23 protein-coding genes are annotated in these 26,326 nt (G+C 64.6%); 4 read left to right on the top strand and 19 right to left on the bottom strand.

The genetic code is table 11. The annotated features are described in order from the left end of the window. Positions 1 to 69 precede the first annotated feature (69 nt). Both WKW82_RS37275 and WKW82_RS37270 read left to right on the top strand, forming a co-directional pair. Positions 70 to 1,044 (top strand): GTP pyrophosphokinase, encoded by a 975-nt coding sequence (locus WKW82_RS37275; RefSeq protein ID WP_340348270.1) that lies wholly within the window; start codon positions 70 to 72, stop codon positions 1,042 to 1,044. A gap of 295 nt (positions 1,045 to 1,339) precedes the next feature. Next, positions 1,340 to 6,616, top strand: coding sequence for a sacsin N-terminal ATP-binding-like domain-containing protein (locus WKW82_RS37270; RefSeq protein WP_340348268.1), 5,277 nt, complete (start codon positions 1,340 to 1,342; stop codon positions 6,614 to 6,616). Between the two features lie 84 nt (positions 6,617 to 6,700). Here WKW82_RS37270 and WKW82_RS37265 read toward each other — a convergent pair whose 3' ends face one another. The 16 genes from WKW82_RS37265 to WKW82_RS37190 all read right to left on the bottom strand — a co-directional run bounded on the left by WKW82_RS37265 (position 6,701) and on the right by WKW82_RS37190 (position 21,859). Beyond that, positions 6,701 to 7,591, bottom strand: a complete 891-nt coding sequence (locus tag WKW82_RS37265) for an intradiol ring-cleavage dioxygenase (protein ID WP_340348267.1) — start codon at positions 7,589 to 7,591, stop codon at positions 6,701 to 6,703. 24 nt (positions 7,592 to 7,615) lie between these two features. After that, positions 7,616 to 8,635, bottom strand: a complete 1,020-nt coding sequence (locus tag WKW82_RS37260) for a branched-chain amino acid ABC transporter permease (RefSeq protein ID WP_340348265.1) — start codon at positions 8,633 to 8,635, stop codon at positions 7,616 to 7,618. A 2-nt stretch (positions 8,636 to 8,637) separates the two neighbouring features. Then, on the bottom strand, positions 8,638 to 9,498 hold the full coding sequence (locus tag WKW82_RS37255) for a branched-chain amino acid ABC transporter permease (RefSeq protein ID WP_340348264.1): 861 nt from the start codon (positions 9,496 to 9,498) through the stop codon (positions 8,638 to 8,640). Positions 9,499 to 9,504: 6 nt separating this feature from the next. After that, positions 9,505 to 10,206: an ABC transporter ATP-binding protein gene (locus WKW82_RS37250; protein WP_340348263.1), complete on the bottom strand. Its 702-nt coding sequence runs from the start codon at positions 10,204 to 10,206 to the stop codon at positions 9,505 to 9,507. Beyond that, on the bottom strand, positions 10,203 to 10,922 hold the full coding sequence (locus WKW82_RS37245) for an ABC transporter ATP-binding protein (RefSeq protein WP_340348261.1): 720 nt from the start codon (positions 10,920 to 10,922) through the stop codon (positions 10,203 to 10,205). The genes WKW82_RS37250 and WKW82_RS37245 overlap by 4 nt, the downstream gene beginning before the upstream one ends. A 2-nt stretch (positions 10,923 to 10,924) precedes the next feature. After that, on the bottom strand, positions 10,925 to 12,178 hold the full coding sequence (locus WKW82_RS37240; protein WP_340348259.1) for an ABC transporter substrate-binding protein: 1,254 nt from the start codon (positions 12,176 to 12,178) through the stop codon (positions 10,925 to 10,927). Positions 12,179 to 12,216: 38 nt separating this feature from the next. Next, complete coding sequence (locus WKW82_RS37235) at positions 12,217 to 13,290, bottom strand: maleylacetate reductase (RefSeq protein ID WP_340348257.1); 1,074 nt, start codon at positions 13,288 to 13,290, stop codon at positions 12,217 to 12,219. A gap of 53 nt (positions 13,291 to 13,343) precedes the next feature. Continuing rightward, positions 13,344 to 14,807 carry an aldehyde dehydrogenase family protein gene (locus WKW82_RS37230; protein ID WP_340348278.1) on the bottom strand — a complete coding sequence of 488 codons (1,464 nt, stop codon included), beginning with the start codon at positions 14,805 to 14,807 and terminating at the stop codon, positions 13,344 to 13,346. Positions 14,808 to 14,895: 88 nt separating this feature from the next. Then, entirely contained in the window at positions 14,896 to 15,351 is a 456-nt protein-coding gene (locus WKW82_RS37225) for a nuclear transport factor 2 family protein (RefSeq protein ID WP_340348277.1), read from the bottom strand. A 22-nt stretch (positions 15,352 to 15,373) separates the two neighbouring features. After that, positions 15,374 to 15,742: a c-type cytochrome gene (locus WKW82_RS37220; RefSeq protein WP_340348256.1), complete on the bottom strand. Its 369-nt coding sequence runs from the start codon at positions 15,740 to 15,742 to the stop codon at positions 15,374 to 15,376. After that, positions 15,739 to 17,484 carry an FAD-dependent oxidoreductase gene (locus WKW82_RS37215; protein WP_340348254.1) on the bottom strand — a complete coding sequence of 582 codons (1,746 nt, stop codon included), beginning with the start codon at positions 17,482 to 17,484 and terminating at the stop codon, positions 15,739 to 15,741. The genes WKW82_RS37220 and WKW82_RS37215 overlap by 4 nt, the downstream gene beginning before the upstream one ends. Before the next feature lie 61 nt (positions 17,485 to 17,545). Further along, on the bottom strand, positions 17,546 to 18,553 hold the full coding sequence (locus WKW82_RS37210) for a hydroxyquinol 1,2-dioxygenase (RefSeq protein WP_340348252.1): 1,008 nt from the start codon (positions 18,551 to 18,553) through the stop codon (positions 17,546 to 17,548). 25 nt (positions 18,554 to 18,578) lie between these two features. Then, positions 18,579 to 19,091, bottom strand: a complete 513-nt coding sequence (locus WKW82_RS37205) for a cupin domain-containing protein (RefSeq protein WP_340348251.1) — start codon at positions 19,089 to 19,091, stop codon at positions 18,579 to 18,581. Between the two features lie 147 nt (positions 19,092 to 19,238). After that, the gene (locus tag WKW82_RS37200) at positions 19,239 to 20,186 is read right to left on the bottom strand and encodes a LysR family transcriptional regulator (protein ID WP_340348250.1); all 948 of its coding nucleotides are present in this window, start codon (positions 20,184 to 20,186) and stop codon (positions 19,239 to 19,241) included. Positions 20,187 to 20,252: 66 nt separating this feature from the next. After that, on the bottom strand, positions 20,253 to 20,801 hold the full coding sequence (locus WKW82_RS37195; RefSeq protein ID WP_340348248.1) for a cytochrome b: 549 nt from the start codon (positions 20,799 to 20,801) through the stop codon (positions 20,253 to 20,255). After that, positions 20,798 to 21,859, bottom strand: a complete 1,062-nt coding sequence (locus WKW82_RS37190) for a catalase family peroxidase (protein ID WP_340348246.1) — start codon at positions 21,857 to 21,859, stop codon at positions 20,798 to 20,800. Before WKW82_RS37190 ends, WKW82_RS37195 begins: the two co-directional genes overlap by 4 nt. 251 nt (positions 21,860 to 22,110) lie before the next feature. On the opposite strand from WKW82_RS37190, the gene WKW82_RS37185 reads away from it, so the two are divergent. Further along, positions 22,111 to 22,341: a hypervirulence associated TUDOR domain-containing protein gene (locus WKW82_RS37185; RefSeq protein WP_340348245.1), complete on the top strand. Its 231-nt coding sequence runs from the start codon at positions 22,111 to 22,113 to the stop codon at positions 22,339 to 22,341. A gap of 54 nt (positions 22,342 to 22,395) precedes the next feature. Here WKW82_RS37185 and WKW82_RS37180 read toward each other — a convergent pair whose 3' ends face one another. After that, on the bottom strand, positions 22,396 to 24,780 hold the full coding sequence (locus WKW82_RS37180; RefSeq protein ID WP_340348244.1) for a DNA polymerase II: 2,385 nt from the start codon (positions 24,778 to 24,780) through the stop codon (positions 22,396 to 22,398). Between the two features lie 161 nt (positions 24,781 to 24,941). On the opposite strand from WKW82_RS37180, the gene WKW82_RS37175 reads away from it, so the two are divergent. Continuing rightward, entirely contained in the window at positions 24,942 to 25,238 is a 297-nt protein-coding gene (locus WKW82_RS37175) for a DUF1330 domain-containing protein (protein ID WP_422823679.1), read from the top strand. A 9-nt stretch (positions 25,239 to 25,247) separates the two neighbouring features. Here WKW82_RS37175 and WKW82_RS37170 read toward each other — a convergent pair whose 3' ends face one another. Both WKW82_RS37170 and WKW82_RS37165 read right to left on the bottom strand, forming a co-directional pair. After that, entirely contained in the window at positions 25,248 to 25,523 is a 276-nt protein-coding gene (locus tag WKW82_RS37170) for an ABC transporter substrate binding protein (RefSeq protein WP_340348243.1), read from the bottom strand. Positions 25,524 to 25,938: 415 nt separating this feature from the next. Then, a partial coding sequence (locus WKW82_RS37165) for a tripartite tricarboxylate transporter substrate-binding protein (protein ID WP_340348241.1) occupies positions 25,939 to 26,326 on the bottom strand: 388 nt, incomplete at its 5' end.

The following is a 26,326-nucleotide window of genomic DNA, read 5'->3' as shown; positions in this document are numbered from 1 at the left end:
ACCGCGGCTCGGCATCTACTTAGAATCGCGCAGCCATGTGTCGCGTTATTTCCTACTTGGCCTATCCCCATGAGCATCGAACGGTTACGCAATAACTATGCAGACGTCAAGCCACTCGCAGAGCGGTTGAAAGTGGCGCTTTTGCATGAGATTGGCGAGCTTCTTGCCGGGAAAGAAATATCTCTTGCAGTCCCACTTGAGGCGCGAGTCAAAAGCTGGGTTTCGCTAGAGGAGAAATTAGAGAGAAAGGCCCTATCGCTTGCAAGCGTCGAGACACTCGACGACCTTGTAGGAATTCGCTCGATACTTCTGTTCCGTTCCGACCTTTCAAGGACCCTCTCAGCCCTATCCGCCACCTTTCGAGTGATCAGCCTCGAGGACACCGGGGCGCGCCTAGAGGAATCGCAGTTCGGATATCAGTCACAGCACATGATCGTGCAACTACCCGAGGAATGGTCGCGCATTCCAAGCTTCAGAGGGCTTACTGATCTTCGCGCGGAAGTTCAGATCAGAACAGTGGCCCAACACATTTGGGCTGCAGCATCACACAAGCTCCAATACAAGCAAGAGCAAAACGTTCCGCCGCCGCTACGACGCACCATCCACAGAATTTCAGCACTGCTAGAAACAGTCGATCTTGAGCTGGACCGCGTTCTTGAAGAGCGGAGCTCATACGCCCAAGCGGCGCCTGCTGCAGATACGATGCAGCCCCTTAATGTGGATTTGCTTTCGGCCCTACTTAGCGAAATCTTTACTGATAAGAACAAAGCCCCGGAGGAGGACTACAGCGATTTGCTGAGCGACCTGATTGCGCTCAAGGTAGTGACTGCTGAGCAACTGAAAGCCATCCTCGGCAGGCATATCGATGCAGTGCGCAACGAAGAAGCCCGGCGACTCATGGAGGAGCGGGCAAGCTACGACGCAGGCGAGCCGTTGCTTGCTACTACAAAAGACAGAATCGACAAAGGCGTCTTCTTTACACACACTGGGCTCACTCGCAGTGCGCTCCGATTTGAGTTTGGAGATTGGGCGCTCAATCGCTAAAAGTTCGTTTGACCCGTTGCGCGTTTGGCGATATCCATGGCGACCTAGGGAAGTCACCGCGGTTCTTTCGGGGCGATGGCAACAGCTTCGCTACGACGATTGGTTGACGCGCCGCAACAACCGTCCCGAGTCCCGCTTATGCTCGCAGGTGCCATCTTGGCCATCGGAGCGCACCAGTCATGGCGAATCCCGTCGAACGTGAAAGTTACTCACCTGCAATCGTTGCATTTGCTGCCTCGACGGCGTTCGGTAAGGTGGCTGAAAAGTGAACGGAGGCGCCTCAGCGGCCGTAGACATGCCGCTCATTGACGTTGCACCGGCGTCCGACTCGGATCAGCTTTCGCTCACACCCGCGGAGAAGCTGACCTCAACCCTCAGGGCGCAAATTAGGAATGCCGTCGATGCCATTCGGTCTGGACTGCTGACCTACGAGAGCCTGCGCAACGTCAGCGAGGCTATCGGCGGCGAGTATGGCGACCGCGTGATCTTCGAACTCGTGCAGAACGCGCACGATGCACACGATGACGGCGAGCAGGGATCAATCTTTCTCAAGCTAGTGATTAGGGGAAGTGCCGACGGCGACCTCTACATCGCCAACAAGGGCAATGGCTTCGACTGGAAGAACGTGAACGCCATCCGCAACATCGGCGTGTCGAGCAAGACGGTCGGCCAGGGCATTGGCAACAAGGGCTTCGGCTTCCGCAGCGTGGAGACACTGACCGACGATCCGAGGATCTACTCGCAGGCTGGGTCGGTGGCCGCCGAAACGTTCACCGGCTTTTGCTTTCGCTTCGCCGGTTTCGATGAAGTCAAGAAGGCGACTCTCGCCATCGCAGAAGATCCCATCGCCAATCACGTCGCGAAGGTTCTTCCGCGCTACCTTGCTACGGTGCCGCTCGATGACCAGCCGGAGGAGGTCAGGCAATTCGCCAGGGAGGGGTTCGCGACAGTCGTGCATCTGCCGCTGTCCGGGTCGGTCGCGATCAATGTCGCGCGTGAACAAGTGACCGCCCTTGTCGATCTCGACGTGCCACTGCTCTTGTTCCTGGACCGGCTCACGCGCGTGAAGATCGAAGTCGACGACGTGGGCGTGAGCAGTCGACGCACTTTGTCGCGCAGTATTCAGAGCCGGCCATCGCCGAGTGCCGACTCCAGGCTGCGCTACGAAGTCGTCTCGATCGGGCCAGGCAGCCGGCGTTACCTCGTCGCGCGAAGGTCCGTTGACCGTGCCGGGCTCTCCGCGGCGGTCGAGGCCAGTATTGCCAAGGAGCCTCAGCTCGCGCGATGGCGCGATTGGCAGGGCGAGCCCAGCGTTGCCGTGGCCGCCTCGCTCTCAGCGAGCGAAGGAGAAAAGGGTCGTACCTACAACTTCTTGCCGATGGCGGCCGAGGTCCCGTCCAAGATCCGCGGGCACGTTGACGCCCCGTTCTACGCGTCGATCGACCGGCGACGCGCGAACTTCGAACTACCGCTAAACACATTCCTGCTCGACGAACTCGCCGTGACCGCGCTACTCGCGGCCACGGAGCTCAAGGCGCTCGCAACGGAAATCGGCCGCAACACCATCTTCGATCTCGCCGCCTGGGCGCCCGACGACGTGCAGCGCTTGTCACGTGCTTCGAAGCGAATCGGGCTGGAGTGGCGCGACTGCGCGGTCGTACCTGCGGCCGGAGGAGATGAGTACTGGGCCACCTTCCGCAACGCTCGCATCTGGCAGGAGCAGGGCTACAGACTGCTCCGCGTGCGAAGGCTGGTTAAAGCAGGTGTCGCTAATCTCGCCGACCCTCAGTTGGAAAGCCAGCGACTAGAACGGCTCCGCCTGATGATGGAGGCGGTGCACGCGCACCCAACGCCCGATGACCGCGTGGTAGCCGACTGGATCCAGTCGGTTGCGCTCTCCCTGGAACAAGACGGGACGGGCCTGCGCACCTGGGGCAGTCTCTACGAGGAAACACGCAAGGCGCTCTCATATCCGAACGGCCTGCGCCATCTCGTTGGCAAGACGGTGCTAAAGGCTCGGGACGGCAGCCTGCAGGCTGCAGGCGTGACGGGCGGCGGAACGCCCGTGTTCGTCAGGCAGACGGGCGTGCGGGATAACGATCGCGCGCCGCTTCCGCCGTCATCGGTGGCGAGCAGGTTCTCTCTGCTCGATGACGGAATTCCGATGGCGCCGGAGGTGATAGCAGATTTCATCAAGGCAGATCTGATTCGCCCCTACGACGCACTGCAGGCGTTGCGAACTGTGCAGTCGTCCTTCGGCGACAAGCCGGCGCCCAAGCGGCGCGAGTCGACGCTAAAGTGGGCGTTCGAGGTGTGGCGCACCGAGGGCGCCAAGTCGGAAAAGATACTTCGCCAGGTCGATTTGCACGTTGAGACTAGAAGCGGATGGCGACCAGCAAGCCAAGCGCGCTTTTCCGACGGATGGACCCCGGGCGGAAGAAGGCTGGCGACCTACCTTGCGGAGGCGGCGCCGCAGTCCCCAGACTGCCAGCGCGCATCAGAATTCCTGCTTGCGACTGAGGCCGGTTGGGCGCCTAAGCCCGACAGCAGCAACCGCAAGCCTTGGACGCAGTTTCTGCGCGCGGCCGGCGTCCGTGACGGCCTTCCCATGCTGGACGACGCAGATGCCCCGACAAGCGGCACGCCCTCGTGGACCTGGGACGACTTCCGCCGCAGGAGCGCTCTGAGCAAGGGCCGTTCGCCGGCGTGGTCCGCCGCGTGTCAAGCCATCCAACTGCCGAACCCGCAAACCACCTATACCCGACGGGGCGGGCTCTGGCGTTTCCCGGGGCAAGTCGAGCACCAAGCCCTCCCAGCTGAGTCGCGCCAACGCCTCGCCGAGCTGATCCTCTTGCAGTTGGCCAACGAAGATCAAGGGTGGCTCAGCTGGCGCCTCGGACGGTATGACCGTTGGGCTGCCGAACAGAACGAGCGCGTGTTCCCGACCCCTGCGGCCGTGTTCATTGCGACTGAGCCCTGGATTCCTACGGAGGGCGATCCCGAGCGCTTTGAGCGGCCGGGGGCGCTCTGGGCATCGAAGGACCGCAAGCAGCGCCCGCCACGCTATGTCGATCGTCCGCGTGATGCACTCGTGGACCTGATTGACGAAGAGAGGCGCGTCTCGGCCGTCCTGTTCGACGTCGCCGTCGGATTGCGCGATTGGTCGGATGCCAACGAGGTGATCCGCAAACTCGCAAGCCTGGCCCACGGGTCAAGTCGACTAGAACCGCGGGAGCGCGTGAACTTTCGCAGGATCTATCAGCGCGTTTGGGCCGACGCTTGCAAGGCCGAAGTCGCACTGCCAGCCGCAATGCCCGTTGCCACAGTCACGTCGCTTGGCTTCTCGATGGTGGTCGGGAACGCGAGCGAGCCTCGGCGGGTGTTCGTGACCGGCGACCCGCTGCGCGCCGAAACCAAGGCCGTCATGGCTGCTGGGCAGCCGATCCTCGAGTTGGGTGATGAGGATCTCGTCGGACCCGCGCTCGAAAGACTGCAGGCGTGTGGCGGCTTCGAGGCCCTGGGCATCGACCGCAACCAGGTTGACGTGCTGGTTGATGGGGTCAGCATGGTGCCGAACCTTGGTGACCCCCTGATCGCAAGCAATGGGCTTGAGTGGCTACCCGAGGCTGCGGTCCTGGCGAATGAGGTCTTGGGGCGGGAACTGGAACGGCAGATCTCCAGTTCGGCGGTCGAACAGCGCTTCCGCCGCATCCGCCTTCGCTACTGCGGCAACATCAGCCTCGCCGTCGGCGGAGTTCCGGTGGACGATGCGCTGCCATTCTTCGCATTTCCGGACGACGAGAACCCGACGCTCGTCGTCGGCCAGGGCCAGGAGATGACCTGGGGGGTTCTTGCCGATGCCGCCCCCCACCTGTCGATACTGCTTGACCGTCGCATGCGCTCGCTTGAGACGCTAATGCTGCGGCTCGCGAATCGGACCGCGATGCCGGATCCCCGCCAGCGTCCCACGGAGGATGAACTCGCGCGTGCGCTAGGCTGCAAGGTCGAATTGGTGCGCGAGCATGCGCTTGCGCTTCGTTCCGATGGCGATATGCTGGTGCGCCGATTGCTGCCGATCGTCGCCTGCGCGACGGACCTTGAGACAGCCCGGGCGCTGGGACGGCAGATCGGCGAAAGTCCGCTCAGGACACAAGTTCTCGATGCACTGCGGATATTGGCCAATCGACTGCCTGTATCCCCGGAAGAACTACTCGACGAACTCGCGACGCCGGATCTAGCCCAGATCCGGCGTTCCCTCGGCCTGGACTACGCCCGGCTGAATCAGATGCTTTCCTCCATGGGTCAGCCGATTCTTTCGAACGAAAGTGAGTTGCGACGCCTGTTCGAGACGTGGAAGACCGAGCTCGCGCCCGTGGTCGTGGACCGCCTCCGCCGCCATTTCTGGCCCGCCTACCAGACCGGCGCTCCTTTGAATCGCTACGTCGCCCTGCGCACGCTAAGCTTTCTTGAATTCCAGCCGGGATGGGTTATGGACCGTGAGGAGCTTCTGCGCGAGGACGTGGCAGCGCTGTTCAGCATCAGGCTTGCTGACGTTGTCGGAGAGGATGTTGAACTCGAACTCGAGCCTCTTGCTCACGTCCGCGGTCGCTCGACGCGCACGCTGCAGCGCTTCATCGACGAAGCTGCGCAAACGATCGGCGCCTGGTGTTATCTGAATGAGAGGGCCAACCCTTGGACGGGCGGTTCCACCGCATTGCTCAAGTCGGTCGATCAGTTGGGACTATTGGACTTTGCCGGCGTCGAGCCTGGTCAGGAGATCCCCACCCTCGTGCGCGCCGACGTTTGGCCGGACACAATGCCGCACATCACAGAAGCGATCGCGCTTGGCCTCGACCCGTCGGACTTGCTGGGCGAGAGAAAGAGAGAACAGGAGCGGAGGGAGCAAGGCGAAGTAGCCCGACGCAGCATCACCTTCGCGGACAGTCTGCTTGACACGCGATCCAAGACGTTCGTTCAGAGCCTCGTTGCGCTCGCGCAGGCGCAAATGGTCGACGGGGCATGGCTCACGCGCTCACGTCGTCGTTTCAAGCTTGCCGAGCAAGCGCAGCCTGAGGGGCGAGGCGGTGGCGCTCCAAGAGGGAAGGGCGGGAAGCGAAGTCAGAACGAGCGACTGCCCGAAGACGTCCGTGCCGCCATGGGTTTTGCCAGCGAATATCTGGCGAGCTGTTTTCTGCGGGAGAAGCACAAGGATCGCTACAACGATCAGTGTTGGGTTTCGGAAAACCGGGGGAAGCTCGAAATCGACTGGGAAGGTGATGACAAGCTGGGGTATGACTTCAGGGTTCTGACCGTCGATACCGAATGGCGCTATGAAGTGAAGTCCAACCTCGACGACGCCTTCGAGTTCGAATTCACGCAGAACGAGATGCGCAGCGCCGCAGAGTGCGCGTCCGATGGCAGTCGCAAGTACAGGATCTTGTACGTACCTTTCGTCTTCCAGCCAGAACGATGGCGGGTTATGGAACTTCCCAATCCAATGAGTGAGCAAGGCCGCCGGCTATTCCAGCCTATCGGCACCGGCGCCACACGTTTCAAGTTCGAGACCGAATGAGAAGTTAGGAGAAAAGCGCGGCCTATCAAAGGCGGGTTTCAACGATGGGGGTTGCACGAACTGGACGATGGCCACGTCAGGGAGTCACCCCTCGCCGATGCCCGCGCCGACTTCCCCTGCGTACTCCAGCACAAAGTCAAAGTCCAGCACATGGAAAGGCGCAGCCTGCTCGCTGCCATCAGGCGCCACCCCCGCCGAATGACGCACGAAGTCTCCGATCAACGAACTACGCACACCAAACACCGCATCGCTGTCCAGATAACGATCGCCATCGCTGAACACGTGCGTGATCAGCGTCTCGTAGCCGGGCGCCACGATCATGAAATGCACATGCGCCGGCCGCCACGGGTGTCGGCGTGTCGCATCCAGCATGCGCCCGACCGGCCCGTCCGTGGGGATCGGATAGGCCACCGGCATCACGCCGCGAAAGTGCAGACGCCCCTCTGCGTCGGTTCGCAAGACACCCCTGCCCTGCGCCGCAGCAAGGTCCGCGCGTTGCACGTCGTACAGCCCTTCGGCATCAGCCTGCCATACGTCCACCACGGCATTCGCGACCGGTTCGCCATCCGGCCCTCGCACGGTCGCCCGCACGAACAGCGGCTCGCCGGCAGCCCCACCGGAGATGTCGTCACCGAGTTCGAACTCGGGAGCATCGGCGACATGAAAGGGCCCGAACACCGTCGCCTCGGTCGCCTGCGAACTCTTCGAATGGTTAAGCGCCACGTTCAGCGTGGACAGCCCAAGCGTGTCCGACAGCAGAATGAACTCCTGCCGCTTGTCGTCGCACTTCTGCCCCGTCGCCGTCAGGAACTGGATGCCGGCCATCCATTCGGCCTCGGTCAGCTTCGCCTCGCGTGCAAAGTCGTGCAGATGGCGCACCAGGGCCGAGAGGACTTCCTTCAGGCGTGGGTCCGGGCAATCGGCGAGGCTCTCGAGGACGGCGGGCGTGATGGTGTTTTCGTTGATGTTGCGCATAGGGTGTCGTGGGGTGGAATGAGATCAGGGAATGCGCTGCACCAGGTGCCGCCGCGTCGGAAACAGCGACCAGCCCCAGCGCTGCTGCGCATAGCCCCACAGCCCCTGCTTGAAGAACAGCGTGATGACGATCGCCAGCAGCCCCAGGCCGAGCAGGTACCAGGTGCCGTAGTCGCTCAGGAACTTGTTGAGCGCCCAGAAGATGAGCGCGCCGACCAGCGGCCCTTCGATGCGGCCGATGCCGCCGATCACCACCATGAAGATCGCGAAGGCCGACCAGTTGACGCTGAAGGCCGCATCGGGGCTGATGCGCAGGTTGCCGACGAAGTACAGCGCTCCGGCCAGACCGGCGCCGAAGGCCGCCACCACATACACCGCGAGCTTCATGCGCGCCACCGGCACGCCCTGCGATTCGGCAGCAACCTCGTTGTCGCGGATCGCCAGCAGGGCCAGGCCGCGCTTGCTGCGCAGGAACAGGTAGACCAGCGAAATGGCCGCAACCACGCAGGCCAGCGCCATCCAGTAGGTCACGCTCTCGCGCGTGGCCTTCTCGATGCCGCGCAACGCGATCAGCGTGGTGCCGGAGCCGCCGCCCACCGCCGAGATGTTGGCGAAGGACAGCCGGAACACTTCCGCGATCACCCAGGTGCCGATCGCGAAATAGCCACCCGACAGCCGGAAGGCAACGAAGGACACCGGCACCGCCACGAGCGCAGCCGCCAGCGCACCCAGCGGAATCGCGATGAACGGATTCACGCCTGCGAAGTTGCCGAGCACCAGCATGACGTAGCCGCCGAAGCCGAAGAACGCCTGCTGCCCGATGCTCACCATGCCGCCGTAGCCGGCCAGCAGGTTCCACATCATCGCGAAGATGAAGTAGCAGGCGATCTCGACGAACTCGCGCATCCAGCTCGATTCGCCCCACCACGGCAGGCTGGCCGCGATGAGCAACAGCGCGATGCCGATCGCGAGCGCGGTGCGGCTTGCGCTGTTGCTGCGCACCACGTCGATGACGGGAACCACGGAGGGAGGTGCAGTGGTCATGGTCAGCCCCTTGTCTTTGGCAACAGGCCCTGCGGCCTCAACACCAGCACGCCCAGGAACACGATGTGCCCGAACCAGATGCCCCAGCCAGGATCGAGCCGGAAGCCGATCTGCTGCGTGAGGCCGAGGATCATGGCCCCGGCCAGCGTGCCCCAGAAGGAGCCCATGCCGCCGATGATCACGGCCTCGAAGGCGAACAGCAGCAGCAGCGGACCATCGGACGGCGACACCGTGGTGCGCATGCCTTGCAGGATGCCGGCGATCGCGATCAGCACGAAGGCGATGGCGGTGGCGAGTGCATAGACCTTGCGTGCATCCAGCCCCATCAGCTCGGCAATCTCGCGGTCGTCCGAGACGGCGCGAAAGGCGCGGCCCATCGCCGTGCGCGCGAAGAGCCATTGCAACGCCGCCGTCGCGGCCACTGCCACGGCCAGCACGACCAGCGGCAGGACCCCCAGCGAGAGCGAGTCCCCCACCCGCAGGCCCTGCGTGGCGACGGCGCCGATCTCGATGGCGCGCGGGTCGGCCGAGAACACTTCGAGCAGCAGGTTCTGGATCACGATCGACAGGCCGAAGGTGACCACCAGCGAAGGCAGCGGATCCTTGCCCAGCGTGCCGTTCAGCACATAGCGTTGCAGCGCATAGCCGAAGCCAAAGGCCAACGGCAGCAAGGCCAGCGCCGCCAGCGTGGGCGCGGCGCCCGTCACCGCGATGCCGCCGATGACGGCGAACGCGGCCAGGATGATGAAATCGCCCTGCGCCGTGTTGGTGAGCCGCATGACGCCGAACATCAACGACTGGCCCAATGCGAAGAGGGTGTAGAGGCCGCCTAAAAGCAAGCCTTGGATGATGGTTTCAATCATGGTGGGTCAGACGCCGAAATAGGCCTGCGAGATCTGCGAGTGCGTCAGCTGGTCCGATCGACCTTGCAACGACACGCGCCCCTCCTGCAAGCAATAGATGCGCTGCGACACGCGCTGCGCCATGGTCACGTCCTGCTCCACGATGACCACCGTCATGCCCTCGCCGGTGATGGCCGGCATGGCCGCGTAGATCTCGCGGATGACGATCGGCGCGAGCCCCAGCGACAGCTCGTCGCAGAGCAGCACTTCCGGGTTGCTCATGAGCGCCCGTCCCAGCGCCACCATCTGCTGCTGGCCGCCGGAGAGCGAGGTACCGGGTACATGGCGCTTCTCCTTGAGGATCGGGAAGAGCGCATACAGCCGCTCCAGGTTCCACGGGCCAGCGCGCCGTGTGAGTCCGCCCATCAACAGGTTCTCCTCCACGCTGAGGCTCGGGAAGAGTCGCCGCCCTTCCGGTACCAGCGCCAGTCCACGCCGCACGATCTCGCCCGCAGGCAGCCCGCCGATGGCCTCGCCCTTGAACGCGATCGCCTCGCGCTTCGCACGCACGAGCCCGGCCAGGCATTTCAGGAAGGTCGACTTGCCGGCGCCGTTGGCACCGATGACGGCGACCAGCTCACCCTTCGCCAGCTCGAAGTCAATGCCGAACAGCGCCTGCGCATCGCCGTACCAGGCCTGCAGCCCATGGGTTGCCAACAGTTGCGTCATGCCTCGATCCCCATGTAGACGCGCCGCACTTCCGCATCCGCCATCACGGCCTGCGGCGCACCCTCGGCGAGCTTCTGGCCGAAGTTGATGACGAACAGCCGATCCGCCAGAGACAGCAGCGCATGCACCACGTGCTCGATCCAGATCATCGTGACGCCGCGCGCCTTGATGCGCTTCAGTTCGTCGACCAACACCTTGGCTTCATGCTCGGTGAGGCCGCCGGCAATCTCGTCGAGCAGCAGCAGGCGCGGCTTCGTGGCCAACGCGCGTGCCAGTTCCAGCCGCTTGCGATTGAGCAGCGTCAGCCCGCCTGCCGGCTTGTTGGCATGCGCCATGAGGCCGGTCTGGTCCAGCACCTCATACGCCGTCTGCCAGGCCTCGCGCTCGCCCTGCTGCGCACCGAAGCAGGCAGCCGTCACGAGGTTCTCGAACACGGTCATGTTGCCGAAGGGCTGCGGCACCTGATAGCTGCGGCCGATGCCGGCGTGGCAGCGCTGGTTGGGCTTGAGCGCAGTCACGTCGCGGCCCTCGTATTCCACGCGGCCCGTGTCCACGCGCACGTCGCCGGAGATCAGGTTGAACAGCGTGGTCTTTCCTGCCCCGTTCGGGCCGAGGATGCCGAGCGTCTCGCCCTCCTCCACCGACAGCGTGATGTCGTCGGTGACCTTGAGCGCGCCGTAGGACTTGCCCACGGCATGAAGAGCGAGCAAAGCCATGGTCAGAGCAACTTCAGCGTGCCGCCGGTCGGGATGTTCTTCGCCAACTCGTCGTTGACGATGGTGAGTTCGACCTTGTACTTCGTGCCCTTGCCCCACTGGCCGAGCACCAGCGGCGTCTTGCTCACGTTCTTCATCGGGCCTTGGCCGCCCCACTTCACCGGCCCGACCACGGTCGCGACCGAGGTGGCTGCCACCGCATCGCGCACGTCGGCGGCCTTGGTCGACTTGGCACGCGACAACGCGTTGGACGCGACCTCGAAAAGCGCATGGGCAAAGCCGATCGGCTGCGTCCACTGCTTCTTCGTGTCGGCCTCGTAAGCCGCGGCGAGCGCGCTGGCGCTCTGCTTCGTCAGGCTGGAAGTGAACGGGTGCGAAGGACTCCACCACACCTCGGTGGACAGGCCATCGCCCAGGTCGCCGAGCGCCTCGATCGCACCGGGGAACAGCAGCGCCTTGCCCAGCGTGATGACCTTGGGCTTGAAGCCCTGCTGCTTGGCCTGCGTGAGGAAGGTCTTGGCATCGGGCGGGATGACGACGCCGGTGACGATCTCGACGCCCGCAGACTTGAAGGCCGCGATCTGCGCCGAGAAGTCCTGCGTGCCGTTCTGGAAGCGGCCCGGGTCGGTCAGCGTGAAGCCCATCTGCGCGAGCGGCTTCGGGAAGCCCAGTTCCTTGTCGCCCCATGCATTGCCGTCGCCATCGTTGGGGAACAGGCCACCGACCTTCTTGTTGGTGGCGACGGTCTTCCAGCCGCTGGTGTAGGCGCCGATCACGTCCTCCAGGCCCCAGAACACGTGGTAGGTCCAGTTGAAGCCCTTGGCCGGGTCGCCCTTGCGGCCGAAGAACCACGGCTGCCACGGAACCACGCTCGATACGCAAGGCACCTCGTTGAGTTCGCAGGCATCGCTCACCGGGTTGGCGGTCTCGGGCGTGCCGGCCGTCAGCATCAGCGCGACCTTGTCCTTGAGGATCAGGTCGTTGGCCACTTCGCCCGCGCGGTTGGGGTTGGACTGGCTGTCCTTGAGCACAATCTGCACGGCGTACTTTGTACCGCCGACGGTGATGCCGTCCTTGAAGGCCGTCTTCATCTGCTCGATGACCCACTTGTCGGCCTCGCCGAAGGGCGCGAGCGGGCCGGTCTGGGGCGACACGTAGCCGATCTTGAGCGTGTCGGCCGCGAACGCGAGCGGCGTGGCGCTGGTCGCGACCCATGCGGCGGTGGCTTGCGTGAACTGTCTGCGATTGAGCGTCATGAATGTCTCCTTCTTGTGGGAACTGCGGTGGGAAAAATTCAGCCGGGTGGCTCGCCGGCCCAGGCGCGTTGCAACAGGGCGCGGATCTCGTTGCGCTCTGCAGGGCCGAAGGGCTTGGGGTTCCAGTAGGGATTGCGCACGGCGATGTCGGCGGCGAGGTCCAGGTCGGACTCTTTCATGCCGATGTCGCGCAGCGCGACCGGTGCGCCGTTGTCGCGGGCCAGGTCCTGGATGCCGTGAGGCGCCGACGCGGTGCCGAGCGCGCGAGCGATGCGTGTCATCGCATGCGGTGTGGCTTGTGCGTTGAAAATCAGTGCGTGCGGCAGCACCACGGTGTGGACCTCGGCATGCGGCAGGTTGAAGCTGCCGCCCAGCGTGTGGCACAGCTTGTGATGCAACGCCATGCCGACATTGCCGAGCACGCTGCCGCAAAGCCATGCGCCGTAGAGCGCGTCGCTGCGCGCGTCGATGTCATCCGGCTTCGTACGGATCGCCGGCAACGCACGTGCGAGGGCCGCAATGCCCTCCTCGGCCATCAGGTCCATCACGGGATTGCTGTCCTGTGCGTAGAGCCCTTCGGCGGCATGCGCGATGGCGTTGATGCCGCTGGTCACGCTCAGGCCGACGGGCAAGGTACGCGACAGTTCGGGGTCATAGATGACGGTGCGCGGCAGCACGCGAAAGTCCTTGCCCGTCTTCTTGATGCCCGCTTCGGTCAGGCCGTAGATCGGCGTCATCTCGCTGCCGGCATAGGTCGTGGGAATGGCGAGGATCGGCAAGCCCGAATCGAGCGCGATCGCCTTGCCGAGGCCGGTGGTCGAGCCGCCGCCGATGGCTATGGCGCAGTCAGCGCCCAACTGGCGCGCCACTTCGCGTGCTTCGCGGGCGGTCTCGATCGGCACGTGCATCACGGCTCGGTCAAATACACCGGCTGCGTGTGTGCCCAGCATGTCCGCCACCCGCTCGGCTTGCCCACGCTGCTCCGGTGTGCTGAGCACCAGTGCGCGGCGCGCGCCCAGCGCGTCGATCTCCCGCGCCAGGTGTTGCAGCGAGCCCGCACCGAAGACGACGCGCTGCGGCTGGCTGGTATAGACGAAGTCGCGTGCGGTCATGGCGCGCTCCGCCTTGCAAGACATCGGAACTGGGTCATCGTCATGTCGTGCATTCAGCGCTGGAAGTGCGGCGGGATCTGCGCATCGACGTTGACCCACACGCTCTTGACCTGCGTGTACTCGCGCATCGCATCGAAGCCCATCTCGCGCCCATAGCCGCTCTGGCCGACGCCGCCGAAGGGCGACCCCGGGTTCACGCGCTTGTACGAGTTGATCCAGACCATGCCCGCATGCAGTTCGCGTGCGAACTTGTGGGCTCGTTGCAGGTTCGAGGTCCACAGGCCGCTGCCCAGGCCGTAGTCGGTGCCGTTGGCAATCTGCAATGCCTCCTCGTCGGTCTTGAAGGTGAGCACAGTCACGAACGGCCCGAACACCTCTTCCTGCGCCACACGATCCAGATACGACTTCGCGCGCACGATGGTCGGCTCGACATAGCAGCCGTTCGCCAGATTCCCGCCCGGCGACTTGCCTCCGGCCAGCACCTCGCCACCCTGCCCGCGCGCCACGTCGACATAGCTCAGTACTCGCTCGCGATGCAGCGCGCTCGTGAGCGGCCCCATCTCCGTTGCCGTGTCGAGTGGATTTCCGAGCCGCACCGATTGCGCCAGCGGAATGAACTTCTCGAGAAAGGCATCCACGATGTTCTCGTGAATGATCAGGCGCGAGCCGGCGATGCAGGCCTGCCCCTGGTTGTGGAAGATGGCCCACGCGCTGCCGTTGACGGCGGCCATGAGGTTCGCGTCCTCGAACACGATGTTGGCGCCCTTGCCGCCGAGTTCGAGCTGCACTTTCTTCAGGTTGCTGGCGCTCGCCTGGATCACGCGCCGCCCGGTCGCGGTGCTGCCGGTGAAGGCGACCTTGGCGATGTCCATGTGCTCCGCGATGTACTGCCCGGCCACGCTGCCCAGCCCCGGCACCATGTTGACCACGCCATCAGGCAAGCCCGCCTCGGCCATCAGTTCTGCGATGCGCAGCGAGCTCAGCGGCGTGATCTCCGCCGGCTTCATCACGATGGTGTTGCCGGCCGCGAGCGCGGGCGCCATCTTCCAGCTCGTGAACATCAGTGGGAAGTTCCACGGCACCACTTGGCCCACCACGCCGACGGGCTCGCGCAGCGTGTAGTTCAGGAAGCCAGCCTCCACGGGAATCGTCTCGCCCTGGAACTTGTCGGCCATGCCGCCGAAGTAGCGGAAGCACGCCGCCGTGCGCGGCACGTCGAGGTTGCGCGAGTCGCGGATCGGATGGCCGGTGTCGAGCGATTCGAGGCGAGCGAGTTCCTCGCTGTTGGCCTCGATCAGGTCGGCCAGGCGCAGCAGGATGCGACCGCGGTCGGCAGCCGCAAGCCGGCTCCACTTCGGGAAGGCGCGCTGCGCCGCGACGACGGCCTTGTCCACGTCGGCCTTGCCGGCGAGCGCGACCTCGGCGATGGTCGAGTTGTCGTGCGGGTTGAGCGTGGCCAGCGTCTCGCCCGACTCCGCATCGACAAACTGGCCGTCGATGAAGAGCTGGTGCCGGATCGGCTTGTTCAGGCCTGCGGCCTGCTGGATGTCTGTGAGGTTCATGAACGCAACTCCCTGCGGTGTGATGGCGTGTGCCCGGACAGCGTCATGGCTTGAGCCACGGGTAGCGCGCCGTGTCCTTCCCGGCGTAGTCCGGATCGAGGTAGATGAAGCAGCGCTGGATCAACCAGTCGCGCACTTCGAACACGTCGCACCAGCGCCCGGCTGCCCACTCGGGCACGCCCGCACGCCAGGGACCATCGACGTGCTCGCCATGGCTCGTGCCTTCGCAGGCGAACATGTCGCTGCCGCTCATGATCCAGTTGAAGCTCGCGTAGTCATGGGTGATCGACTTGCCGCGGCCGCCGAGATCGCCGAACATGCGGCCGATCTCTTCCTTGCCGTTGGCCAGGCCCCATTTCGGGAAGTAGACCTGCGCGTCGTCCGCGAACAGGTCGAGGATCGAGCCACCGGTGGACGTCACGCCGCCGTGGTCGTAGGCCTTCAGGTATTCGAGTGCGACGGACTTGCGTTGCTCGTCGGTCATGGTTTGTCGTGTCAGGGCCATGGTGATGTCTCCTTCTTCACTTGAGTGACTTGAGGTAGTCGATGAGGGCTGCGCGCTTCTTCGGGTCGTCCTGGAAATAGACCATCGTGCTGCCGGGCGCGACCTTCTGGCTGTCGGTGAGCCAGCGTTCGAGCAGGGCTGCGTCCCAGGTCTTGCCTTTCATGGCCTCGACGTATTGCTTCGAATAGGCGAAGCCGGGGCTGTTGGCGGCTTGCTTGCCGAGCAGGCCGTAGAGGTTGGGGCCGACGCCGTTCGGCTCGCCCTTGCCGAAGGAATGGCATTGAGTGCAGCTGTTCTGTGCGATGCGCTCGCCGGGCGACTGGGCCTGGGCACTCAACGCGGCAGCAAGCGCTGCCAGGCCCACGAGCCATTTCAGCTTATTCATGCCGCGCCCCCTGCATCCGCGCTCGCCGCGTTGGCCGTGCGGTACGAGAAGGCAATGATCGGCCCCAGCGTCGCACCGCCCGCCCAGTACGCCCGGCCCGATGCCGAAGCCACGCAGTTGCCGACGCCATACAAGCCCGCGATCGGCTTGTCGTTGCCATCGAGCACACGGCCGTTGGTATCCGTCTTCGGCCCGCCCTTGGTGTCCAGCGTGCCCGAGACCACCAGCGCCGCGTAGTACGGCCCCGTGTCCGAGAGCGGCCACATCGTCGGGTTGGCACGGCCCGGCTCCTCTTTCACGTCACCGTTGAAGAGCAGTTCCACCTGCCGTTCACCGCGCTTGAAGTCCAGGTCCTTCCCCGTCTTCGCGAAGCCGTTGAAGCGCGTGATGGAGGCTTGCAGGTTCTGCAGGAAGTCCGCCGACGGCCGCGCCCCGCCGATCACGCTGGCGTACTTGGCAAAGCGCTCGTCGATGGCCTTCGCCAGCTCGGCCAGCGTGTTGCCCTTGATCACATGACGGTCGTCGGTGCCCGGCGGCACGATGAGCCGGCCGTATTCGGCGCTGGCCGAGTTCTGCTGCGAGCGCTGGTCCCACACCGCGATGCGGACCAGGTTGGGATATTCGGCCTTCGCGCCATCCCACTCGTGGAAGCTCTGCGCCAGCTCGTTGTATTGCAGCTTCTCGTTGACGGTGCGCTTGCCGTACTTGTTGACGAAGAGCATCGAGTCGCCGGCGACCGAGAACATGCCCGACATGGACCCGTCACGCGCCACCGCCTTCTCCAGCGGGATCGGGCAGCACCAGGCGTAGTTCATGTTGCGCAGCTGCGCACCGAGCGGGCCGGCCATCTTCACGAAGTCGCCCTCGTTGCTGGGCGCCGCGCAGCCGCCGTAGATCGGGCCGTTGAGGAAGTTCTTGCGCAGTTCCACGTTGTGCGTGAATCCACCCGTCGCGAAGATCACCGCCTTGCGCGCACGCAGCCGCTTGGTCTCACCCATCTCGTCCTTTGCCTCGACGCCGATCACGCGGCCAGCCGGGTTCTGGATGATCTTCGTGACGCGCACGCCGGTGCGGATCGGAATGCCTTCCTGCCGCGCCTTGGTCGACATGGTGCGCACCGCGACCAGGCCGCCGTCGGACATGCTGGGGATCGCGCCGGCGGGCACCAGCACGCGTCCCTTGGGCGCCTTGTCTTCCGCCAGCTCGGCGAAGTAGTCCGGCACGTCCGGGCAATGGCGGTACGGCAGCGCGCCCTTGGTGGCCAGCAGTTCCGCGGCCGGCGAGGCGCTGTCGTAGATGGCCTCGCACATGTCGTATTCCCATTGCGAGAGGCCGAGGCGCGGTTGCGCGGGATCGTAGTTCTGCGGGTTCGAAAGCCGTGCCACGTACTTGAGGAAGTCGGGCTTCGGGTCGGCGATGCCGGCCTTCTTCATCGCTTCGTTGTTGGGCACCCAGTACCAGAAGGCCGCCTTGGCCGTGGTGCCGCCAATGCTGCCGGCCTTCTCGAGGATCACCGCGCTGTTGCCCTGCCACTTCGAGAAGAGTGCGGAAGCAAGGCCGCCGCAGCCGCTGCCGCAGACCACCATGTCGAAGGTCTCGTCGAATTTCTGGTTGGTCGACTCGGCGGCTTCCACCGAGAGACCGAAGGTTGCCGCTGCTGCGACCGCCGAGGTCGCACCAGCCTGCTGCATGAAACGTCGGCGCGAAGCTGCGCCGGCACCGGACCGGAAGAGGTCTGCCATGTCTGTCTCCTTGGGTGGGGCGAGCGGCGCTGCCGACTCGCTCCTGAATGCTGGAAGGGGTTTAGAACTGAACCGGAATCTCGGGGCTCTCGCCCTTTTGAATCTCGTAGACCAGCGTGGGCGAGCCGTTCTCCCACACCAGCAGCATCGAGCGCTTCGGGCTGAAGCCCTGGTGGCGGCAGTAGGCGGGCATGGCGGACATGTCGCCGGCCTTCATGATCACGCGGGCCATCGGCTTGCCCGTGTTCTTGTCGCCGCAGTCCCAGTGGATCTCGTCGGTCATCTGGAAGAACCACTCGACGCGGTCGTTGCCATGGATGATCGGCAGGATGTGCTCTTCCGTGGTCGGGCACATGAAGCTGTGCTTGACGACCGAGGTGAAGCTCGGGTTCCACGTGACCTGCGAACGGCTCAGGAAGCCGAACAGGTTGAACGCATGCACCTCGTTCTCGAAGCCGGGCTCCGGGTGCAGTTCAGGCTGTTCCTGCGGCACGTCGGCAAAGGCGCGGTTGATCTTGGCGCCGGTGGCATCGCTGCGCAGATTGAGGTCGCCCTTGAGGCCGACGCAGCGCGTGGCCAGTTCACGGGCCCGGGTGATCTTCGCGGTGTTGTTGCCGTTCTTCCGGCCGTAGGGCGTGCCGGTTTCCTGCGGCGCCGAGAAGGGGTCGAAGGTCTCGTTGGTCCAGTCGTCCAGCATGGCTTCGAAGGTGGCGCGGATCTGCGCGGTCGGGAAGTTCTCCAGCAGGTCGATGCCGGCTTCCTTCATCGTTCCGTTGTAGCTGCCGGCATACATGTCGACGGACTGGTAGTGATTGACCGTACCGATCACGTCGTCGAAGTTGACCCAGCCATAGAAGAAGCCCCAGGCGACGTCGCGCATCAGGGCGCGCAGGTAGTTGCCGACGTCGAGCGTGTGGCTCATCGGCCGGCCGTCGCGCGTCTTCCAGGTGATGTGGGCGAAGTATTCGTCGCGGCGGAAGCCGAAGCTGCCGAGCGAGAAGTCCTTGTAGCCGAGCGAGACGTCGGGTTGCGACGCGATGACCTTGGCGAGTTCTGCGGGTGCGTTCATGGTGTGTGCTCCTGGAGGTTGGGGTTCATTGCACCTGGCAGATCTCGGCCCACTTCTCGATGGACAGATCGCCCTTGCAGCTTTGCAGCACGATCACGCCGGGGTCGCCCTGCGTGCGGAACTGGTAGGCGGTGTTCTTCGGCAGCAGGCCCTGGTGGCCGCGCGACAGCTTCATCCAGCCCATCTTCTTGCCCTTGGGCTCGCCCTGGACGAGCACGGCACCGTTCTTCTCGGTGTCGGCCACGGTCTGCGAAGCGTCGAGTTGCACCAGGTGCACTTCGACGTCGCCGTCCATCACGAGCGCGAACTCGTCGTGGGCGCAGGTGTACCAGGGCGAGGTGCCTTCGGCACGCAGCGTCTCCAGCACGTAGATCTGGTTCTGGCCGAAGACGACCTTCTCGTAGGGCTTGCTGTTGTTCGCGATTTCAAAGCAATTCGAGAAGGCGTAGTGACGCACGTCGTCGGCGATCGGCTCGACGCGGCCCTTCTCGTAATTCTTCAGCGATCCGAAGCGGGTCTGGTAGGCGGTAGCGGTCATGCGGGGTCTCCTGGGTGGTTCGGGACACAGCCTGTGCTGCGTTAGGCCGAACTGTAGGCACCCAGGCGATCCACCGGTAGGCTCAAAATTCCCACCGCATTGTTCGCGGAATCCGGTCAATGGTCCGGGAAAACCCTCAACGGACTGTCAACCCTCGATGATTTTATCGGGCAAAAGGCCCCGCTCGATCATCTGCGCGTCCCATGGCGGGATGCGCGTGAAAGCGGCCGCAATGTGCTCGATGAAGAGCTTGAGCTTGAACGCGTTGCGCGAGGTGCCCGCATAGACCGCACTCAGCGAGAACGACGACAGCTGGTGCTCCGGCAACACCACTTCCAGATCGCCCTTTAGGATCGAATCGCCCGCCACCAGCGTCGGCAGGCACACGATGCCGGCGTGCTCCAGCGCGTACTCCCGCAACAGGTGGACGCTGTTGGTCAGCAGCGCGGCGTTCATGTAAAGCGTGATCTCGTCATCGCCATGCCGGAAGGTCCAGCGGTCGCGCGTCGGGTAGCCGGAATAGAGACCGAGCGCATGCTTGTGCAGGTCGCGCGGCGACAGCGGCGCGCCCTTCGAGCGCAGGTATTCCGGCGTGGCGCAGAAGACGCGGCGAACGGGAAAGAGCGGGCGCGAGATCAGCTCCGTCGAGGCGGCCGGGAAGATCTGCAAGGCGCAGTCCACGCCTGCCTTGACCGGATCGACGACCGCATCGCTCACGATGAGCTCCAGGCGGATGTCCGGATAGCTGACCTGGAAGGCATGCAGCAGCGCCGCGAAGTGGCCCAGCACGAAGCCGGTCAACGCATGCACCCGCAGCACGCCCGTCGGCCCGGCCCGGGCACCGCGCATCTGGTCCATCACGTCATTCGCGCGCGCCACCAGCGAGGTGCAGTCGCGCAGGAAGGCCTGGCCGACGTCGCTGAGCCGGACCACCCGCGTGCTGCGATGAAACAGCGGCGCGCCGACGTGGTCCTCCAGCTGCTTGACGCGGCTGGTCACGACCGACTTGGCGATGCGCATTTGCCGGGCCGCTTCTGCAAAGCTCTGCGTCTCGGCCACGCGGACGAAGGTTTCTATGCTTTCAAGACGGTCCATGGTGGCGATTCTGCAGGCCGTCGGGCCCGCACGGCTGCCGCGGCGCGGCGTCCCGACCTGCCGCCGTCATTCACGGCCGGGGGCGATGGATGGCGACATGCTTTCAAACACGCCATCGCGCCGGACCCAGGCATGGAACAACCCCGCGGCAAGATGCAGCAGGATCAGCGCAAGGAAGCACAGCGCCATCAACTGGTGGGCATTCCACAGCGCACTGTGCAATGCCGCGTTGGGCGGCACGATGGCTGGCAGGCGCAGGCCGGCGACCACCACCGGATAGTCGGCGGCCGACAGCATGGCCCAGCCGATCAACGGCATCGCGATCATGAGCGCGTAGAGCAGCACATGCGACAGCTTCGCGGCGAGTTTCATCGGCGCAGGCATGTCAGCTGGCAACGGTGGCGCGCCGACACGCCAGCGCACGATGAGCCGCAACACCGCGAGCACCAGGATGGCAATGCCCAACGGCTTGTGAAAGGCCACCAGCTTCAGGTACACGGGCTGGATCGTCGAGACCATGCCGATGCCGACGAACAGCATCACCCAGATGCAGATCGCCATGACCCAGTGCAGCAGGCGCTGCAGGGGCGTGAAGCGCAGCGGATCGCGGCTCATGGCTTGGCTCCCGATGCGGCGGTGCGCGGATAGCTCTTCTCTTCGGCGGTGCGGCGGTTGTACGACACCGAGTACGCAGCCGAGCGTGCGGCGGGAAACGGGTCGTCGGAGGTGCGCATGCCGGACGGCAGCACGACGGGATCGAAGTTGATGTCGCGGCAAGGTCCGTCCGGTTCAGGGACGATCTTTTGCACGAGGAGCGTGCCGACCTCGATCTTGCGACGATCGTCCGGCCATGCCTTGCTCGGGTCCGCAGTCACATCTGCTGGGTTGGCCACCGTCACGACCAAGGTCCAGCGCTGCGGTGATCCGGCAACCCTGTCCGTGATGTCCTTGTCCAGGAAATCCGGGCCGCGCTTCTTCAGCTCATCCGGCGCCACGGCCACAGGCGCCGTGGCCGGCACGAAGGACCAGCGCACAGTCCGGTCCTCGCCTTGGACGTTGGTGAAGACGAAGCTGTTGAGGCTGTTGTAGCGATCCTCCGCGTACGACGCGTTCCACGGCGCGCTGCCGGCCCATGCGCCGAACGCGCCGAGTTCAGGATGCGCCCCCACGAAGTTCTTCATCGCGTTGGGGTCCGATGAATGCGATGCCATCTGCAGGTCGTAGAAGGCCTGCGGCGTGGCGACCGGGAAGAACGGCGCATCGATCATCGCGGACCGCCACTCCTGCCCGTCCGGCGACTGGATGCGCAGCCCGAGCCCTCGCACGCGCGCAGTCGCATCCTCGGTCTTCGGATCGGCCACCGCGAGGTTGAAGCGGCCTGTCACCGGATAGGCGCCCTTCGAAAGGAGCTGCGCCTTCGACAACTCAGCGCCCGCGCCGTTGGCCTCGAAGGTCCCGGTGAAGCAGATGCCCTTCGCATGGTTGCGCCGGAACCCGAGCGCCGCACCGCCCTTGGGTGCCAGGCCGTCGACGATCTCGCCGGGGGTGATGCGGCTCGGCGTGAGCCACCCGGCCGTCCAGGCAAAGGCGAGTGCGATCACGGCGACGATCGCTGCGATCAGCACGAGAGGTTTCAGCGTCGATCCCGACGATGGTGGCTGGCGATTGCTCATTGGATTCCCCGTGCAACGCTGAGCGCGTGGGCGGAATCTATCCGCAATCTTCAGGTTCTGCTGGCGGACACGAACGAACGCGTCACGCTGCAGGAGCGGCCAGCGCCGGATGTGCGCACGAAAAGCTGCCGCTCTCGCTTTCACGCCGGGGTGGAAGATGGACTTTGTCCTACTGCAGTCGCGTCAAGGCCGCCCGAGATTTCGGGGAGTGGCAGAGCACGCAAGACCCGCCGCATGGCGGCCCGCATCTGATGGCAAAGGATCTCGATATGAGGAAAGCGCCTCAAGTTGGCGACACCGTCGACTGGAATACCTCCCAGGGAAAGACGACAGGCGTCGTGACGCGGAAAGTGACTAAAACGGCGACCGTCAAAGGGCACACCGCGAAAGCAACGAAGTCCAAGCCGGAGTTTGAAGTCAAGACGCTCAAGTCCGGCAAGAAGGCCATCCACACGGCGCAGGCCCTGAAGCGTCATGGATGAAAGCTGGAACGCCGATGCAGCAATGGCGGTGCGCAGCGCCCGAACAGGCAGCAGCTAGAACAGACCCTGCTGCGCCGTCGTCAGCGCCATGAAGCTCTCCCCCATGGGATGCAGGATGGCGTCGGCGATCGGCTGCAACTGCCTCGTGAGGTAGTGCTCGTAGTCGATGCGCGAATGGCGAGACTCCAAGGGTTCCGGCCCGTTGCGTGTCATGACGTACTGGATCCAGCCACCGTTCTGATACTGCTTGGGTCGATGGACCTGGTCGTTGTACGCATCGGCGATGCGCGCGGCGCGGACCTGCGGCGGCACGTTGACCTGGTAGGCGTCGAGACGATGGCGCAGGCGCTTGCGGTAGACGAGCAGGTCGTCCTTGCGGCCCGCCAGCGTGGCCTCCGCATAGGCGGTCACGAATTCCTTGTAGGGCTCGCCGCGGAAGATGCGGGACAGCAAGCCCTCCTGGAACTGGCGTGCCAACGGCGTCCAGTCGCTGCGGGCCATCTCCAGGCCGCGGTAGATCATTTCTTCCTTGCCGTTGGCATCGATGCTCAGGCCGGCGTAGCGCTTCTTGCTGCCCACCTCCGAGCCCCGAATGGTGGGCATGAAGAACTTGCCGTAGTGGGTGTCGAACTCGATCTCCAGGAAGTTCTCCAGGCCCTGCTCTTCGCGCAGCGTGCGCGTCCACCAGTCGTTGATGTCCTTCACAAGGCTCGCCGCGACGGCATGGGCTTCTTCGTTGGTGTGGGTGCGTCCGAGCCAGACGAAGGTGGAGTCGGTATCGCCGTAGATGGCCTGGTAGCCGCGGCGCTCCACGAACTCGCGCGTGAGCTTCATCATCTCGTGCCCGCGCAGGGTCACGGCGGACACCAGCCTGGGATCGAAGAAGCGGCATTCGGACGCACCCAGCACGCCCGCAAAGGAGTTCATGAGCAGCTTCAGCGCTTGGGACAGCGGTTCGTTGCGCACGCGCTTGGCCTCGTCCCGGGCGAACGAGAGCGTGGTCACGATCTCCGCCAGGCAATGCCTGGTGCGCGAGAAGGTGGTGCCTTGCGGCCCCTTGACGAGCATCGCGGGGTCGTCGATGTTCGCCGCCTCCGCGAAACCCACCGGATCGACCAGGAAGGTCCGGATGATCGAGGGGTAGAGGCTCTTGTAGTCCAGCACCACGACCGAGTCGTAGAAGCCGGGTTTCGAGTCCATGACGTAGCCACCGGGGAAGGCCTGGGCCTGGATCTCGCCCACGTTCGGCGCCACATAGCCCAGGCGATGCATGCGCGGCAGGTAGTGGTGGCTGAAGGCGGCGATGGAGCCGCCGAAGTGATCGGCCTGCAGGCCCGTGGTCTGCGCCCGCTCCATCACGAACTGCAGCAGCTTCGCCTTCTCGAAGATGCGCAGGACGAGTTCGCAATCCCGGATGTTGTAGAGCGCGAGGGCGGGCTTGTCCTGCTGGTAGCGCCGCTCGATCTCCGCCATCTTGTCGTACTCGTCGCCGATGGCCTTGCCCTCGCCGAGCATCGCTTGCGAGACGGTCTCCAGGCTGAAGGAAGGGAAGCTCCACACGGCAGCCTTGAGCGCGTCGATGCCGTCGATGATGAGCCGGCCGGGCGTGGGTGCGAACAGGTAGCCCTGCTTGCCGGGATGGGTCCGCCAATCGATGGGCCGACGCTCTCGCCCCAGCAGGAATGGCGTACCGCAGGTATCGGCGGTCTTCTGCAGCACGCGCAGGTCGAACTGGATGACGTTCCATCCGATGACGACGTCGGGATCGTTCCTTTCGATCCAGTCGTTGAGCCGTTCGATCATGCTCTTGCGCGTCGGGCAATAGATGAGCGAGAAGTCCGCGGGCTCGTCGAGCTCCGATGGCGCATCGGATGGCGGCTCGCCCAGCATGAAGACGACTCGCTCCGGCATGCCGTCCAGTGCTATCGAATAGAGCGCTTCGTCCTGGCTCGTCTCGATGTCCAGCGACACCACCCTCAGGGCCGGCCGGTATTCGGGCGCTGGCTTGAGCTTGCAGTCGACGATGGTCCTGCAGTCCGACCTGCCGCCTTCCACCTTCACACCGGCAAAGATGAACCGCTCCATCAGGTAGCGGTCGTGCGGGCGCACATCGGCTTCCAGGAGCGGAATGCCTTGCGTCTGGAGGGCGCGCGCCATTCGACCGAGTTGCCGAAAGTGCTTCGCATAGACGCCGATGACCGGCATCTGGTGGAAGGTCTTGAGCTCCAGCTCACGCAGCTCCGGCCCCGGCGCGGTTGCGAGATACGCCTCCACCTCGGCGCGGTGCCGGGCTTCGACGAAAGCGACGGAGATCTGGGAACCCAGGACCACCTTCATCGGCCCGGAATCCGTCGCCAGCCAGTACTCGATCTCCGTGCCAGCCGCGGCATCGCGCCAATGGCGCGTGAGGATGAAGCCCTGGGGTTCGATGGATGACACGAGAGCTGGAAGAGGAAGCAGGAGGACGGGGCAAGGCCGGCATTCACCCGGACGTGACCGCATTCTGCCCCGCAGTCGGGCGCTACGACGCCGGACGAGAGGACTTGCCGCAAAGCCGGACACGCGGCAAAGTCACGCGCTCCAAGTCTCACTGAAACGAAATCACCATTCCAAAAGCCTATTGGGTCAGCGCATACCGCGCAGTCAAGGACAACGACAAGCTGGCCGCGTATGCCAAGCTCGCCGGCCCCGCCCTGGTGGCCAACGGCGCGAGCTTCCTGGCGCGCGGCGAACCCGCCAAGGTCTACGAACTCGGCCTGATGCAGCGCACCGTGCTGATCAAATTCGACAGCGTCGAACAGGCCATGGCCGCGCACGACAGTCCGGAGTACAAGGAAGCGCTGGACGCCTTGGGCGACGGCGCCGACCGCGACATTCGCATCATCGAAGGCATCTGAGCCGGTCGACTATTCGATGACTTCCGACGCCCGCACCACCACCGCGGGCGGCACCGTGATGCCAAGCAGCCTGGCAGTCCGCAGATTCACGATCAGGTCGTACCTGTCGGGCTGGGCCATCGCCATCTCGGCCGGCTTCGCGCCCCTGAGCAGCTTGTCGGCGTAGACGGCGGCCTGTCGAAACAGTGCCGCGTAATCGGCGCTGAACGTGGCGAGCGCACCCAACTCGGCCGCGTGGCGATTCGGGGCGATGACCGGCAGGCGCGCGTCGCGTGCCAGTGCCATGATCTCGCCCGCCTGTTCAGGAACACCGAGTCGGGACCGTACACGAGCACTTCGGCGCGTGCACTCTTCATCGCGCCGAAGGCCGCGGGCAGATCTTCCCCTGAGGAGATGGGGATGACCTGGAGTTGAAGGCCCAGCAGCCTGGCAGTCGTCTCGTTTTCGGTCACGCAGTCCGAATAGATGATGTTGGTCGGTTTCCCGATCACGGCCACCCTGCGCGCCGCGGGCACGGCTTCACGTGCGAGTTCAGGAACTTGCCCCAACTTGCGAGCGGCTGCGTCAGGCCAATCAGGTTGCCGCCTGGCCGATTCAAGCTCGTGACCCAACCGAACTTGACCGGACACGCGACGCCAATGACGAGGATTGGAAGCCGGGAGGTCGCGGCCTTGGTGGCAGCTTGAGGGTCGATGCCGGCCTACTCGCGAATGAGCGGTGCAAGCTTCGTCAGCACCGGTTGCAGGCGTGCCGCGGTCTGCTTGATCGAATCCGCAAATTGCGCGGGTGTCTGGGTGACGACGAACTGGCCTTGCTCCTGGATGCGGTCACGCAGTTCCGGCATGCGAAGCGCTTCGTTCACGATGGCGTTGAGTCTTGCCACCCCGTCAGGCGGCGTGCCCTTGGGCGCATGGAAGCCGGTCCAGCTGGGAACCACGAAGTTCGGCACGCCCTGCTCGATGAAGGTCGCAGCCTCGGGGAACTGGGCATAGCGCTTTTCCGCCGGGACGCCGATCACCTTGAGCTTGCCGTCCTTGATGTACGGCTGGGCGGCGGCCACGGACATCCAGCCCAGGGAGATCTGGCCA

Source organism: Variovorax rhizosphaerae (assembly GCF_037889975.1).
Taxonomy (GTDB): Bacteria; Pseudomonadota; Gammaproteobacteria; order Burkholderiales; family Burkholderiaceae_C; genus Variovorax; species Variovorax rhizosphaerae.
The sequence above is the reverse complement of the archived record's forward strand: the minus strand, read 5'-3'. Positions and strand labels throughout refer to the sequence as shown.